The organism is Arhodomonas sp. KWT (assembly GCF_010993615.1).
This window is the reverse complement of sequence record NZ_WNXE01000009.1, coordinates 3,964-17,571: the sequence shown is the minus strand read 5'-3', so window position 1 is coordinate 17,571 and position 13,608 is coordinate 3,964. Positions and strand designations below refer to the sequence as shown.

The 13,608-nt window shown below is 70.3% G+C and carries 13 protein-coding genes; 2 read left to right on the top strand and 11 right to left on the bottom strand.

The window, feature by feature from the left end; all coding sequences use genetic code 11:
• Positions 1-2,404: acyl-CoA dehydrogenase (locus tag G7A99_RS03530; protein WP_205599715.1), on the top strand; the 2,404-nt coding region annotated here is incomplete at its 5' end.
• A gap of 63 nt (positions 2,405-2,467) precedes the next feature.
• On the opposite strand, the gene G7A99_RS03525 is transcribed toward G7A99_RS03530, so the two are convergent.
• The 6 genes from G7A99_RS03525 to G7A99_RS03500 form a co-directional block, all read right to left on the bottom strand.
• Entirely contained in the window at positions 2,468-3,121 is a 654-nt protein-coding gene (locus tag G7A99_RS03525) for a Spy/CpxP family protein refolding chaperone (RefSeq protein ID WP_084594159.1), read from the bottom strand.
• 33 nt (positions 3,122-3,154) lie between these two features.
• Positions 3,155-3,640, bottom strand: a complete 486-nt coding sequence (locus G7A99_RS03520; RefSeq protein ID WP_018718158.1) for a DUF411 domain-containing protein — start codon at positions 3,638-3,640, stop codon at positions 3,155-3,157.
• An 82-nt stretch (positions 3,641-3,722) separates the two neighbouring features.
• Entirely contained in the window at positions 3,723-4,040 is a 318-nt protein-coding gene (locus G7A99_RS03515; protein WP_163138888.1) for a hypothetical protein, read from the bottom strand.
• 80 nt (positions 4,041-4,120) lie between these two features.
• Positions 4,121-4,330, bottom strand: a complete 210-nt coding sequence (locus tag G7A99_RS03510; protein ID WP_018718160.1) for a hypothetical protein — start codon at positions 4,328-4,330, stop codon at positions 4,121-4,123.
• 10 nt (positions 4,331-4,340) lie between these two features.
• Positions 4,341-5,579 carry a YeeE/YedE family protein gene (locus G7A99_RS03505; RefSeq protein WP_205599714.1) on the bottom strand — a complete coding sequence of 413 codons (1,239 nt, stop codon included), beginning with the start codon at positions 5,577-5,579 and terminating at the stop codon, positions 4,341-4,343.
• Positions 5,580-5,581: 2 nt separating this feature from the next.
• The gene (locus G7A99_RS03500; RefSeq protein ID WP_163138887.1) at positions 5,582-6,538 is read right to left on the bottom strand and encodes a sulfurtransferase; all 957 of its coding nucleotides are present in this window, start codon (positions 6,536-6,538) and stop codon (positions 5,582-5,584) included.
• A 204-nt stretch (positions 6,539-6,742) separates the two neighbouring features.
• Here G7A99_RS03500 and G7A99_RS03495 point away from each other — a divergent pair, with 204 nt between their 5' ends.
• Entirely contained in the window at positions 6,743-8,197 is a 1,455-nt protein-coding gene (locus tag G7A99_RS03495) for a methyl-accepting chemotaxis protein (protein ID WP_240466077.1), read from the top strand.
• 24 nt (positions 8,198-8,221) lie between these two features.
• Here the strand turns inward: G7A99_RS03495 and G7A99_RS24830 are convergent, their stop codons facing one another.
• The 5 genes from G7A99_RS24830 to sufD all read right to left on the bottom strand — a co-directional run.
• A complete protein-coding gene (locus G7A99_RS24830; RefSeq protein ID WP_205599713.1) occupies positions 8,222-10,741 on the bottom strand; it encodes a VWA domain-containing protein in 2,520 nt (839 codons plus the stop codon).
• Positions 10,742-10,873: 132 nt separating this feature from the next.
• Complete coding sequence (locus tag G7A99_RS03485) at positions 10,874-11,209, bottom strand: DUF59 domain-containing protein (protein ID WP_163138886.1); 336 nt, start codon at positions 11,207-11,209, stop codon at positions 10,874-10,876.
• A 48-nt stretch (positions 11,210-11,257) separates the two neighbouring features.
• Positions 11,258-11,704, bottom strand: a complete 447-nt coding sequence (sufU, locus tag G7A99_RS03480; RefSeq protein WP_018718166.1) for a Fe-S cluster assembly sulfur transfer protein SufU — start codon at positions 11,702-11,704, stop codon at positions 11,258-11,260.
• A complete protein-coding gene (locus G7A99_RS03475) occupies positions 11,705-12,952 on the bottom strand; it encodes an aminotransferase class V-fold PLP-dependent enzyme (protein WP_163138885.1) in 1,248 nt (415 codons plus the stop codon).
• The coding region (gene sufD, locus G7A99_RS03470) for a Fe-S cluster assembly protein SufD (protein WP_163138884.1) at positions 12,949-13,608 on the bottom strand (660 nt) is incomplete at its 5' end. The genes sufD and G7A99_RS03475, both read right to left, overlap by 4 nt.

Genomic DNA, 13,608 nt, shown 5'->3' with positions numbered 1-13,608 from the left:
CTTCGCGTTCCTCGCACTGGTCGGCACACTCGCGTACCGGCGTACCCGGCTGACGGCGGCGACAGCGGCCTTAGCCGCCTACCTGGCGCTGTTCACCCTGCTCGGCCGGCACGCGCCGGGCTGGGACATCCTCGCCTGGGCCGCCTTCGCCGCGGTCGCGGTGGTGCTGAACAACGTCCGGCTGCGCCGGCGGCTGCTCAGCGATCCGGCCTTCACCCGGGCCGCCACGGCGATGCCGGCAATCTCCGAGACCGAGCGTATTGCCCTGGACGCCGGAACCGTGTGGTGGGACGCGGAGCTGTTCACCGGCCGGCCGGACTGGGACAACCTGCTGGACTACCCGGCACCGTCGCTGAGCCCCGAGGAGCAGGCGTTCCTGGACGGCCCGTGCGAGACCCTGTGCGCGATGGTCGACGACTGGGCGGTGACCCACGAGCGCCTGGACCTGCCCCCGCAGGCATGGGAATACATCCGCGAGCAGGGCTTTTTCGGGCTCATCATCCCCGCCGCCTACGGCGGCAAGGGCTTCTCCGCCCAGGCCCACTCGGCGGTGGCGATGAAGCTCGCCAGCCGCAGCGGCGACCTGGGCTCCACGGTGATGGTGCCGAACTCCCTCGGTCCCGCCGAGCTGCTACTGCGCTACGGCACCGATACCCAGCGCGATTACTACCTGCCACGGCTCGCCCGTGGCGAGGAGATCCCCTGCTTCGCCCTCACCGGCCCGCTCGCCGGCTCCGACGCCGGCGCCATCCCCGATACCGGCGTGGTCTGCCACGGGGAGGTCAACGGCGAGCAGGTGCTCGGCCTGCGTCTCAACTGGGAGAAGCGCTACATCACGCTAGGCCCGGTAGCGACCCTGCTGGGACTCGCCTTCCGGGCACGCGACCCGGAGGGCCTGCTCGGCGGACCCGGCGAGCTCGGCATCACCCTGGCACTGATCCCCACGGACACCCCGGGGGTGGAGATCGGACGGCGCCACTTCCCGCTGAACGCCGCGTTCATGAACGGACCCAACCGCGGCCACGAAGTGTTCATCCCGCTGGAGCAGGTGATCGGCGGGCGCGAGGGCATCGGCGAGGGCTGGCGCATGCTGATGAACTGCCTCTCCGTGGGGCGCTCCATCAGTCTGCCGTCGGCGGGCACCGCGCAGGCGCGCATGGCCGCGTGGACCACCGGTGCCTATGCCCGGGTGCGCGAGCAGTTCGGTCTGCCCATCGGCGAGTTCGAGGGCGTCCAGGAGGCGCTCGCGCGTATCACCGGCAACGCTTACGTCACCGAGGCCGCCCGCGCCCTGACCGCCACCGCCGTGGACCAGGGCGAGGCGCCGGCGGTGCTCTCGGCAGTGGTGAAATACCACCTCACCGAGCGCGCCCGCGCCTCGATCACCGACGCCATGGACGTGCACGGCGGCAAGGGGATCTGCCTCGGGCCGAACAACTACCTCGGCCGCGCGTGGCAGACCGCGCCCATCCCCATCACCGTGGAGGGCAGCAACATCCTCACGCGCAACATGATGATATTCGGCCAGGGCGCGATCCGCTGCCATCCTCACGTCCTCGCCGAGATGCGCGCGCTGCAGGACGGCGATCGCGCGGCCTTCGACCGCGAGCTCTTCGCCCACGCCGGATTCACCCTCTCCAACGCCGCCCGCTCACTGATCCTCGGGCTCACGGGCGCCCGTGTCGCCGCCGCCCCGGAACGCGCCGACGCCACCCGGGACGAATTCCGCGCCCTGTCCCGCTACGCCGCGGCCTTCGCCCTGTGCGCGGACGCCGCGATGCTCTCGCTGGGCGGCGCGCTCAAACGCCGCGAACGGCTCTCGGCGCGGCTCGGCGACGTACTCTCGCTGCTTTACCTCGGTTCGGCGACCCTCAAGCGCTTCCACGACGACGGCTCCCCCCGCAGCGATCTGCCGGTGGTGCGCTGGGTCATGGCGGAGACACTGGCACTGATCGAGGCGCGCCTGGATGCGGTGATGGCGAACCTCCCCGCCCGGCCGCTCGCCTGGCTGCTGCGGGGGCTGATCTTCCCCCTGGGCCGGCGCCGGCGCGGGCCGGACGACGCCCTCGGGCGCACCGTGGCCGCCGTGCCGATGCAGCCCGGTAGCGCCCGGGACCGCCTGCTGCGCGGTATCTACCGCAGTGCCGATCCCGCCGAAGCCACCGGGGCGCTGGAGGATGCGCTGCAACGCACGGTGGCGGCCGCGCCGCTGGAGCGGCGACTGCACGACGCCCTGCGCGCCGGGACCCTCAGGGTCGACGCGGACGGCGACGACATCACCGCGGCACGGGCCGCGGAACTGGTGGACGACGCGGAGGCGGAGAAGCTGAGAACCGCCCGGCGGGCCCGCCGGACGGTGATCGACGTGGACGACTTCGATCCCGGGGCGTTAGGGAAACGCTGAACCGTTCCCGCGTGCCCGACGGCATCAGTCGGTGCAGGGGCGGCCGGCGGCCGCCCCTGCGGCTCACCAGCCGCCGTGCATCCCGCCCCAGGGCATCGGGGCCTCGCGCAGCTGCTCGCGCTGCTCGTCGGTGAGCAGGCCGGTGAGCTCGTTGCGCAGGCGCACCGCCTGGGCGATCTGCTCGCCCTGGAGATCGGCCATCTGGTCGTGGAGATCACGGATCCGGGCGGGATCGGGCTTGTCCCCGGCCATTGCGGCGCGGAACTCGTCCATCAGCGTGCCCATCTTCGCCATCCGCTCGTAGGCGGCCTCCCGGTAGGTACGGCGCAGCTCGAGCATACGCTCGCGCTGCTCGTCGCTGAGGTCCAGGGCCTGCAGCCAGTAGCCCATGCCACCGGCCATGCCGCCACCGCCCATCATCGGGCCGCCGTACATCATACCCATTCCGGCGCCGTAACCGCCCATCATCATGCCCGGGCCGCCGTGCATCATGCCCATGCCGGGGCCATAACCGCCATACGGGGCGGCACCGCCCATCATGCCGGGACCGTAGCCGGCACCCGGGGCGCCACGCCCGCCCATCATGGAGGGCATACCGCCGGCGCCGTTGTGCCACATGGGCATATCATCGTCAGAGCCGCCGTGGCCGGCGGCAACGCCGGCCACACCGAGGGCCGCGGCCATCGTCACAGCAAGCAGTGGTGTCTTGTATCTCATCGGTGTATTCCTCCTGAAAACCGAGCCATTCGATCAGCGTTGGCCATGGGTGGCGTACACCCGGGTACCACCCGCCCCGTCGAGCGCCAGTACCTGATAACGCTCGGAACGGCCGGGCACGTCCATCCCCGGGGCGCTGAGCGGCATCCCCGGGACGGTGAGACCGCGCACGCCGTCGGGCGCGTCCGCCAGGACCCGCCGCACGTCCCGCGCCGGCACGTGCCCCTCGATCACATAATCGTTGATAAACGCCGTATGGCAAGAGGCCGCCTCCCGGCCGATGCCGGCGGCCTGCTTGATCTCGTAGAGGCGGGCCTGGGTGACGTCTTTCGCCGCCACCTCGAAGCCCGATTCGCGCATGTGGGTTACCCACGCCTCGCAGCAGCCGCAGGTGGCGGTCTTGTAGACGGTGACGGGTGCGGCCACGGCGGCCGAGCTCCCCAGCACCGCGGTGACGAAGGCCATGGCAGACAGCATCCGGCGTGCACGCCCGCGCACCCGTACGATTCGATGATTCATGTTGAAGACTCCGTTTCGATTCGCTGAACGGCGACACCGGCACCTGGAACGGCGGCGACCGGGTCGGATAATCCGGGAGGAATCAGCCGCGGAGCGCGGGGGGACGGTAGTGGGGATCGGTCCAGGCCGCACGCAGCGCCGGGACCGGCGCCCGGACGGGCGCCACCGCCCGCGCGAACGCCCTCAGGGCGGAAACGGGGGAACGGGAGATGACCGCGGCCTGCGGGCACGTCGGGCATTGCTCCGGGGCAACGGTCATGCAGCCGCCGGTATCGGCGTCCGCAACGCTCCGTGCACAGGGCGCCTCGTTGGCGGGCACCCGCACCGACGCGACGCCGACGCCGCCGGAGGCAAGCGCCAGAACGAGCATCACGAGCAGTGAACGCAGCAGGACGGTCATGGCAGCAAGGTTACCACCGGGGACAGGGCGCGCCCATCCCCTCGGCAGCACGGCCGGCACCGGCCCGGCGGCCGGCCTGTCTATCCGTCACCCTCGCGCCTGGAGGGACACGGCGCACCACAGGGCGCGCAGGCGCTCTCATCGAGCTGGGAATAGCTGGTTTCCACCCCGCCCTGCCCGCTGTTGAGCGCGAACGTCGCCGAGTTGATATGGTCGGCAAGGATGAGCACGAGCAGCCCGAAGAGGACCGCGAGCACCCGCCACCGGCTGTAGTCGCGTCGCTGTGTCATTACCGCCCCCTCAGTTCTCGAGACCCATCCGGGGCCGCAGCCGGATACCCAACAGCGAACCCGCGAAGGCGCAGGCGAACCAGATCCAGCCGTGCAGGCTGGCCGAGGCGATGCCGCTGAACATCGCACCGATGTTGCAGCCAAAGCCGAGCCGTGCCCCGTAGCCCATCGCCAGACCGCCGAGCACCGCGGAGGCCACCGGCCCGGCGGACAACCGCCGCCGGCTGGCGCGGTTGAAGCGCCCGGCCATGCCGGCGGCGAGCATCGCGCCGAGAAGCAGCCCGAAGTCCATCACCGAGACGATGTTCACCAGCAGGCTGTCTTTCAGCGCCAGCGATGGGTAATCCCAGGTCCAGAATTCCCAGTGGGCCATATCCACGCCCACCGCCTGGAGGATCTTCGCCCCCCACAGGCCGAAGGCGAAGGTGATACCCCAGGGGTAGCCGGCGACCACCAGGGTCGCGAGGTTGAGCACCGCCAGCGCCACCGCGCCCCAGAGCAGCGGCCAGCCGCCCTTGAACAGGGTCGCCGCCCAGCCGTTCTCCGGCCGGCGCAGGATCACCCGGTCCACCGCGCCGTGATGACGGCGCTCGATGCGCGCGAACCACCACGCCAGCGCGGCCAGCACGGCAAGCTGCAACGCCACCGCGGGGACCACGCCCAGGCCGGTGACCAGGTTCACCGGGTCGAACCCGGGCTGGTCCAGCCACCAGGGCAGGTGCATGGTGCCGAGTACGGAGCCGGCGATGAACGCCGCCAGCGTGATCACCATGCGCACATTCCCCGCGCCCACCGTAAACAGCGTCCCGGAGCCGCAGCCGCCGCCGAGCTGCATGCCGAAACCGAACAGGAACGAGCCCACGACCAGCGACGTGCCCACCGGCGCGAGGGTGCCGCTGATACCGGCGAGCCCGAGCTCCCCGGCGAAGCCGAGCACCGGCACGATCAGCACGGTGGCGATGCCGAGCAGCAGCATCTGCGCACGCATGCCGCCGCTGCGGCGCTTGGTTACCAGGTTGCGCCAGCCGGCGGTGAAGCCGAAGGCCGCGTGGTAGAGCGCGACGCCCAGGCCGGCACCGATGAGCAGCAGCCAGAGCCGGTCGATCGGGGCCTCGAGCCAGATCAGCGCGCCGAGCAGTGCCAGGCCGGCGAGCGCGGTGGCAACGACGAAGCCATCCACCCGGCGGGCGCCGTCGACGGCGGCGGCCCCCGGTGAGGTGGTGGCGGAGGTTGGATTGACGCTGGCCATGGTCAGCCGCCGAAGAAGTCGAGGATCCGCGCCAGGCCCTGCTTGGCGACCTGCACCGGGTGCGACTCGTCAGCGGTCCACTCCACCATGGAACCGTCGTAGAGGCCGACGTTGTCTTCGCCGCGGACCTCGGAGAGCGCAAACCAGGTCGTCGACGCCCAGTGGCCGGTGTTGCAGAAGCTCACCGGGCGGCGGTCGCCATCCAGGGAGACGTCACCGAGCACCGCGTCCACGCGGTCCTGGTCGAAGCGCCAGACGTCGCCGCCGGAGAGGAAACGCTGGTGCTGGATGTTGACCGCGTCCGGGATGGTGCCGGCCACCCGTGCCTCGGGATGCTTCTTGTCACCCTTGAAGTAGTCCGACGGCCGCGCGTCCACGAGCTGGATTCCGCGGGTCTCCGCGTTCTCCACGTCCCGCGTGGACACGACCATGCCCTCGCGGAAATCCGCATCGAAATCACCCGGCTGGGGAGAGACGGTACCGGTCGCCACCTCGTTGCCCGCCGCGACCCAGCCGCGATAGCCGCCGTTGAGAATGGTCACGCGGTCGTGCCCGAGCACGCGGAAGGTCCAGTACACGCGGGCGGCGCTGCCGAAGTCCGTCGGGCCCGTGCCGGCAGGGACGATCACCACCGTATCGCCGTTGTCCACGCCCAGCCCCCCGACCAGGGACTCCAGCTCGCTGACGGGCGGCAGCTTGCCGACAACGCCGTCCTTCGTCACCCGCCAGGGATGGCTGGTGTAGCCGGCGTCCACCGAGCCCGGGATGTGGCCGTCGGCGAAGGCGACCTCGTCACCGCCGTCGATCGGGCTGCGCACGTCCAGCACCGCGACGTCCGCGTCGCCCCGGTGACCAGCGAGCCAGTCCGGACCGACCAGCGGCGGCACTGCCGCGGCCGCCACGCCGCCGGCGAGCAGTACGGCAAGGGCCACGCCGGCCCTGAACATGTTCCTGATCATTGCAGTGACTCCACGAAACCGGTATTTGGATGCGCGTATTCAAATATACTCAAAGGGATTAAGCAACCCCATTTTTATACCCAATACGCATTATCCGTGTCCGCGGGTCATGGGATGGCGCAATGCCCACCCCTCAAATTTTTCTTATGGTGCCGATAACATGTGCGTATAGGAATAGAACATACGCCGGGATCGGCGACACTGATGAGGAAGGGGACAGGCATGCGCTGGTTGCGTCGAAACGATGCGGCGGAAGCCGCGGAGGAACGCCCGGGAGAAGGCGGCGAGCAGGAGCTGATGCAAAGGATTGCCGAGCGGACCGGCCGTCTCGGCATCGAGCTGGTGGATATCGCCGGCTCGGTGGAGAGCGTCAGCGCCCATGTCGATCATGAGGCCGGGGAATTCTCGCGCCTGCGCGAGCTCGCCGACCGCCTCGCGGAGAACAATGAGACCGTGCGCACGGCCGCACACACCACGCAGGAGCTCGCCAGCAACGCAGCCTCCGAGATGGAGGATTCGCGGGCGACCATCGAGCGCTCCATCGATGACATTCAGGAGCTCGCAGGCACGGTCACGGAGACCAGCAGCGAGCTCTCCAGCCTCGACGAGGCCCTGAACCGGATCAGCGAGGTCGCCCGGGGGATAGCGGCCATCGCCAAGCAGACCAACCTGCTGGCGCTGAACGCCACCATCGAGGCGAGCCGCGCCGGGGAGGCCGGCCGCGGCTTCGCCGTGGTCGCCGAACAGGTCAAGCAGCTCGCGGACCAGACCGGCGATGCCACCGGCGAGATCGACCACACCCTCTCCGACCTGGGCGAACGGGTACGCAACCTCGTCGCCCGCGGTGAGGCGAGCCATACCCAGGCCGAGCGGGTGACCGAGGGCGCCCAGACCATCCGCCAGGTCATCAACACGATGACTGACACGGTAAGCAACGTCGATTCCCACGCGCGCGAGATCAGCACGGCGGTCGGAGCCATCGACGAACACTGCGGCGAGACCGTCTCCGGGCTCAACGCGCTGACCGACGAGGTCAACGGTTCCGCGGAGAACCTGCGCCAGACCAACGAGCGGGTCCAGCGGCTCCTCGGCATTACCGAGGAGATCGTCAATATCACCTGCGAGAGCGAGGCGGAGACCCCGGACCACCCCTACATCACCACGGCGCAGGAGACCGCCGACGCGGTGAGCCGCGCCTTCGAGGCGGCCGTCGCCGCGGGGGAGATCAGCGAGCGGGACCTCTTCGACCGGGACTACCGGCCTATCGACGGGACCGACCCGCAGCAGTACCTCAGCCGCTACACGGAGTTCACGGACCGGGTGCTGCCGCCGATCCAGGAACCGGTGCACAACGGCGACGAGCACATCAGCGCGTGCTGCACCACGGACGACCACGGCTACATCGCCACCCACGCGCTGCACGTCTCCCACGCGCAGCGCCCGGGCGAGCCCCAGTGGAACGCGGCCAATGCGCGGAACCGCCGGATCTTCAGCGACCGGGTCGGTCTCGCCGCGGCCCGCAACCGCAAGCCGTTCCTGCTGCAGGTCTACCGCCGGGACATGGGCGGCGGCGAGTTCCGGCTGGTGCGCGACGCCTCCGCGCCGGTGACGGTCAACGGCCGCCACTGGGGCGCGGTTCGCGTCATCTATCGCCTGTAGCGGCCGCCACCGTAGCTTCGCGGCTCACTCCTCCGCCGGGATGACCTCCAGCGGCGTGGTGGCGATGATCCGCCGGCCTTCGTGCTGGATATAGCGCAGCTCATAGGCGCCCGGCTCCGCCGGCGTGGACAGGGATAACGGGTTGCCATCACGGGTGTAGGTGTAGCTCTCGTAGTCCCGCGGCCCGTCGTCCGGGCGCGCCAGGGTGACGTAGTCGTCCCGGTAGTCCGGTCCCTGCCAGCGCACCTGGATCGACCCACCGGCGGCTGCCCTGGCCGGCGCGTCGAGGCTCGCCTCCACGGGCTCGACGGTGATCCGGCGCTGCGCGAGGACCTTCCGGCCCTCGTGCTGGATGTAGCGCAGCTCGTAGGTGCCCGCCTCCGGCGGCATGGTCAGCCTCAGCGGGTTGCCGTCGCGGGTGTAGGTATAGCCCTCGTAATCCCGCGCCCCGTCATCCGGGCGGGCAACGGTGACGTAGTCGTCCTGGTAGTCCGGACCCTGCCAGGTAACCAGGACGGGCTCCGCGGCCTTCGCCGTCTCCGGGGCATCCAGGCCGGCCTCTACCGCCTCGACGGTGATCTCTCGCCGCGCCAGAACCTTGCGGCCCTCGTGCTGGATGTAGCGCAGCTCGTAGGTCCCCGCCTCCGGTGGCATGGTCAGCCTCAGCGGGTTGCCGTCGCGGGTGTAGGTATAGCCCTCGTAATCCCGCGCCCCGTCATCCGGGCGGGCGACGGTGACGTAGTCGTCCTGGTAGTCCGGCCCCTCCCAGCGCACCTGCACCGGCTCGGCCGCCTTCGCCGTCTCGGGGGCATCCAGGCTCGCCCCCACCGCCTCGACGGTGATCTCTCGCCGCGCCAGGACCTTGCGGCCCTCGCGCTGGATGTAGCGCAGCTCGTAGGTCCCCGGATCGGCAGGCATGGTCAGGGTCAGCGGGTTGCCGTCGCGGGTGTAGGTATAGCCCTCGTAATCCCGCGCCCCGTCATCCGGGCGGGCGACGGTGATGTAGTCATCCTGGTAGTCCGGGCCCTCCCAGCGCACCTGCACCGGTTCGGCGGCCCGCGCCGTCTCGGGGGCATCCAGGCTCGCCCCCACCGCCTCGACGGTGATCTCTCGCCGCGCCAGGACCTTGCGGCCCTCGTGCTGGATGTAGCGCAGCTCGTAGGTCCCCGGATCGGCAGGCATGGTCAGGGTCAGCGGGTTGCCCTTCCGGGCATAGGTGTAACCCTCATAGTCCCGCGGCCCATCGTCCGGGCGGGCGACGGTGATGTAGTCGTCCTGGTAGTCCGGGCCCTCCCAGCGCACCTGCACCGGTTCGGCGGCCCGCGCCGTCTCGGGGGCATCCAGGCTCGCCCCCACCGCCTCGACGGTGATCTCTCGCCGCGCCAGGACCTTGCGGCCCTCGCTCTGGACGTAGCGCAGCTCGTAGGCGCCGGGCTCCGGCGGCATGGTAAGCATCGCCGGATCGCCCTTGCGGGTGTAGGCGTAACGGATGGAATCCCGGGCCGCCGCGTCGGGACGCGCCACGGCGACGTAATCATCCTTGCCGTCGGGGCCGTCCCAGCGGACCTGGACGCTTGAGGCCGCCGGGGCCGATGCCGGACCGTCAAGGCTCGCCGGGGGACGCAACGGCGGCAGCGCCACGGTCACGGTGCGCTGCCCGCCGTCTTCCTCGACGGTGAGGTCCTGCTCGGCACTGGCCTCGTCCTGGATACGGAGTACCTCCGCGTGATAATCGGCGGGCTCCAGGGCCATGTTCACCGCCGCCATGCCCTCGTTATCGAGGAGCCGCTCGCCGTCGCCCTTCCGGGTCAGGCTCCAGCGCAGACCGTGGCCGATCACCGGACCGCCCTCGCCGTCCACGGCCTCGATGCGGATGTCGACGGTGGCCGGTGCGGCACTGACCGTCTCCAGCGCGCGGGAGAGCTCGTTGGCGGTGTCGGCGGTGAGGTAACGCCCGCCGGTGGACTCGGCGAGACAGGCGAGCTGGTCACGTGTGTCGGCCTTCTCGATGCCGAAGCCGACCACGTGGGCGGTGAAGCCCACCCCGGTCTCCTCCAGCCGCCGCCCGACTTCGCAGGGATCGAGGTCGCAGGTCTCACGGCCGTCGGAGATCAGGATCACGCTGGCGCGGTCCTCGCGGTACTTGAGCGTCTCCGCCGCCTGCCGGACGGCCGCGCTGAGCGGCGTCTTGCCCTTGGGCGAGAGCCCGTCGACCGCCTTGCGGATGGCCGCCCCCGTCCCCTTCCCGGGCTCGACCAGCACCTCGATATCGCTGCAGTCGCCCTTGCGACGGTGGCCATAGGCAACGAGGCCGAGCACGTCCGCCGGATCGCGGGCCTCGATCAGGTCACCGAGGACACGCCGGGCGATGGCGATCTTGGGCTCGCCGTCGATCCGGCCCCACATGGACCCGGAGGCATCGAGAACGAACACGGTATTGGGCGCGGCCGACGGGCCCCCGTCAGCGGCCGGGGCCGCCGTGGAAGCGGCGAGCGTCACGACGGCCGCGCACGCCGCGCGGTGGCAGGTTCGCAGCAGGGACATGGCAAGAAGGCTCCCCTGTCGGGCATGTGCAGACGCGCATCGACGGCGGCTGCCATGCTGTTCTCGTGATTTTCCGACAGGATTGCCCAGGGCGCGGCGGGACTCAACCCCCACGCCGGGCGTCACGGAGGATCAGAAGAAGCCGAGCTGCAGCCGTGCGGCCTCGGACATGCGCGCCTGCGTCCATGCCGGCTCCCAGGTGAGCTCCACCTCGGCGGCCACCACGCCCTCCACCTGCTCCACCGCGGCCTTGACCATGCCGGGCATCTGCCCGGCCACCGGGCAGGACGGGGCGGTGAGGGTCATGATGACGTCCACGAAGCCGTCCGCGTCAGCACGGATCTCGTAGATCAGCCCGAGCTCGTAGATATCGACGGGGATCTCGGGGTCGAAGACGCAGCGCAGGGCCTCGACGATACCCCCGCACAGCCCCTCGGGCCCCTCGATGACGGTTGCCTGTTCGCTCATGGTTCTCCGTCGCTCGCTACGCGCGGGACGGCCCGCGGCCTCGTGCGCTCACTCCGCGGTGAACTCGCCCGCTTCCCGGATCGCCGCGTCGAAGGTGTGCCACGCCAGGGTGGCGCACTTCACGCGCATGGGGAACTCGCGCACACCGGCGAGCACGGCCACCTTGCCCATGGACGGGTCCACCTCGGCGTCGTCCTCGGTCACCAGGTGGCGAAAGCGCTCGAACAGCGCCTTCGCCTCCTCCACCGTGTGGCCCTTGAGCGCCTCGGTCATGATCGAGGCGGAGGCGGTGGAGATGGCACAGCCGTCGCCCTGGAACCCGATGGACTCGATCACCCCGTTGTCGTCGACCTGCAGCTCCAGGTGGACGCGGTCGCCGCACAGCGGGTTGTAGCCGTCCGCCTCGTGGGAGTGCGGATCCACCGGATGGAAGTTCCGGGGGTGCTTGTTGTGGTCGAGGATGACCTCCTGATACAGATCGCGCAGCTCAGACATTCAGCCGAAGAACTCCTTGACTCGATGGAGGGCGTTGACCAGCGCGTCAACGTCTTCCCGGCTATTGTACAGGCCGAAGGAGGCGCGCACCGTCGCCGGCACGCCGAAGCGGTCCATCACCGGCTGCGCGCAGTGGTGCCCCGCGCGCACGGCGACCCCCTCCTGGTCCAGGATGGTGCCGATATCGTGGGGATGCACGCCGTCGAGGACGAAGGAGATCACCCCCGCCTTGTGCGCGGCATTGCCGATGATGCGCAGCCCCTCGATGGCCTCCAGGTGCTCGGTGGCGTAGGCCAGCAGCGCCTGCTCGTGGGCGCCGATGCGCTCCAGCCCGATGCCGCGTACGTAGTCCACGGCCTCGCCCAGGGCAATGGCGCCGGCGATGTTCGGCGTACCCGCCTCGAAACGCTGCGGCGGCGGCGCGAAATCGGACTTCTCGAAGGTCACATAGCGGATCATCTCGCCGCCACCCTGGTAGGGGCGCATGCCCCGCAGCAGCTCGAAACGCCCCCACAGGGCACCGACGCCCGAGGGACCGTAGAGCTTGTGCCCCGAGAAGCAGTAGAAATCGCAACCCAGCGCCTGCACGTCCACCGCCATGTGGGGCACGCCCTGGGCGCCGTCCACCAGCGTCGGCACGTCGGCCTCGCGCGCGGCCGCGATCATCTCGGCGACGGGATTGATCGTGCCCAGGGCGTTGGAGACATGGGTGATGCTCGCGAACCGCGTCCGCGGGCCGAGCCGGCCGCGGAAGTCGTCGACGTCCACCTCGCCGGTGTCGGTCACCGGCGAGACCACGAGCTTCGCCCCGGTCTCCTCGCAGATGAGCTGCCACGGCACGATGTTGGAGTGGTGCTCCATGCCGGTGATCAGGATCTCGTCACCCGGCTGCAGCTGCGGGCGCACGAAGCTGTGGGCGACGAGGTTGATCGCCTCGGTCGTGCCCCGCACGAACGCAACCTCGCGGTGATCCGGGGCGTTGAGCAGCGCCGCCACGCGCTTGCGCGCCCCCTCGTAGGCGTCCGTCGAGCGCTGCGAGAGCTGGTAGACGCCACGGTGGATGTTGGCGTAGTACTCGCGATAGCAGCGGGCCTCGGCGTCGATCACGCACGCCGGCTTCTGCGCGCTCGCCGCGCTGTCGAGGAACGCCAGCGGCCGGCCGTTCATCGGCCGGGCGAGGATGGGGAAATCCTCGCGATGGGCCGACACCGGCGCCTGATGCTCCGTCACGGGCTCCACGGTGCTCATATCACGCTCCTCACCGTCTCGTCGCCGGGCAGCCACTCGAGCAGCCGTCCCCGCACGTGATCGTGAACCGTCTGCAGCCGGATGGGCTGCAGCATCTCGCTGGCGTAGGCCAGGGTCAGCATGGCCTGGGCGTCCGCCGGGCCGATGCCCCGGGAGCGCAGGTAGAACAGCGCCTCGTCGTCGAGCTCGCCCACCGTCGAGCCGTGGGCGCACTTGACGTCGTCGGCGTAGATCTCGAGCCGCGGATTGGAGTGCGCCAGCGCCAGCTTGTCGAGCAGCAGGTTGCGGTTCTGCTGCTGGGCGTCGGTCTTCTGGGCGCCCTCGGCCACCCGCACCACGCCGTCGAACACCGTCTCCGAGCGGCCCTGGAGCACGCCCTTGAACAGCTGGTGACTGGTGCCGTGCTCGGTGTTGTGGTTCACCCACGTGTGGAAGTCGCAGAACTGCCGGCCACGGGTGAGATACAGGCCGTTGAGGGTCACGTCGGCGCCCGCGTCGTTGATGTCCGCGTGGACGTCGGTGCGCGCCAGGCGCGCCCCGGTGGCGAAGGCGTGCAGCGCCACCTGCGCGTCGCGGGCCGCGGCGACGTGGACCGTGCCCACGTGGAGATCGCCGTCGCCGGCCTCCTGCAGGCGGTAGCCGGTGACGATGGCGCC

What these genes read in the sequence shown, in the direction of transcription:
- G7A99_RS03525 (WP_084594159.1), bottom strand. Translation starts at nt 3,121, where the DNA reads ATGAGATACAAGACACCACTGCTTGCTGTGACGATGGCCGCGGCCCTC.
- G7A99_RS03520 (WP_018718158.1), bottom strand. Translation starts at nt 3,640, where the DNA reads ATGAATCATCGAATCGTACGGGTGCGCGGGCGTGCACGCCGGATGCTG.
- G7A99_RS03515 (WP_163138888.1), bottom strand. Translation starts at nt 4,040, where the DNA reads ATGACCGTCCTGCTGCGTTCACTGCTCGTGATGCTCGTTCTGGCGCTT.
- G7A99_RS03510 (WP_018718160.1), bottom strand. Translation starts at nt 4,330, where the DNA reads ATGACACAGCGACGCGACTACAGCCGGTGGCGGGTGCTCGCGGTCCTC.
- G7A99_RS03505 (WP_205599714.1), bottom strand. Translation starts at nt 5,579, where the DNA reads ATGGCCAGCGTCAATCCAACCTCCGCCACCACCTCACCGGGGGCCGCC.
- G7A99_RS03500 (WP_163138887.1), bottom strand. Translation starts at nt 6,538, where the DNA reads ATGATCAGGAACATGTTCAGGGCCGGCGTGGCCCTTGCCGTACTGCTC.
- G7A99_RS03495 (WP_240466077.1), top strand. Translation starts at nt 6,743, where the DNA reads ATGAGGAAGGGGACAGGCATGCGCTGGTTGCGTCGAAACGATGCGGCG.
- G7A99_RS24830 (WP_205599713.1), bottom strand. Translation starts at nt 10,741, where the DNA reads ATGTCCCTGCTGCGAACCTGCCACCGCGCGGCGTGCGCGGCCGTCGTG.
- G7A99_RS03485 (WP_163138886.1), bottom strand. Translation starts at nt 11,209, where the DNA reads ATGAGCGAACAGGCAACCGTCATCGAGGGGCCCGAGGGGCTGTGCGGG.
- sufU (WP_018718166.1), bottom strand. Translation starts at nt 11,704, where the DNA reads ATGTCTGAGCTGCGCGATCTGTATCAGGAGGTCATCCTCGACCACAAC.
- G7A99_RS03475 (WP_163138885.1), bottom strand. Translation starts at nt 12,952, where the DNA reads ATGAGCACCGTGGAGCCCGTGACGGAGCATCAGGCGCCGGTGTCGGCC.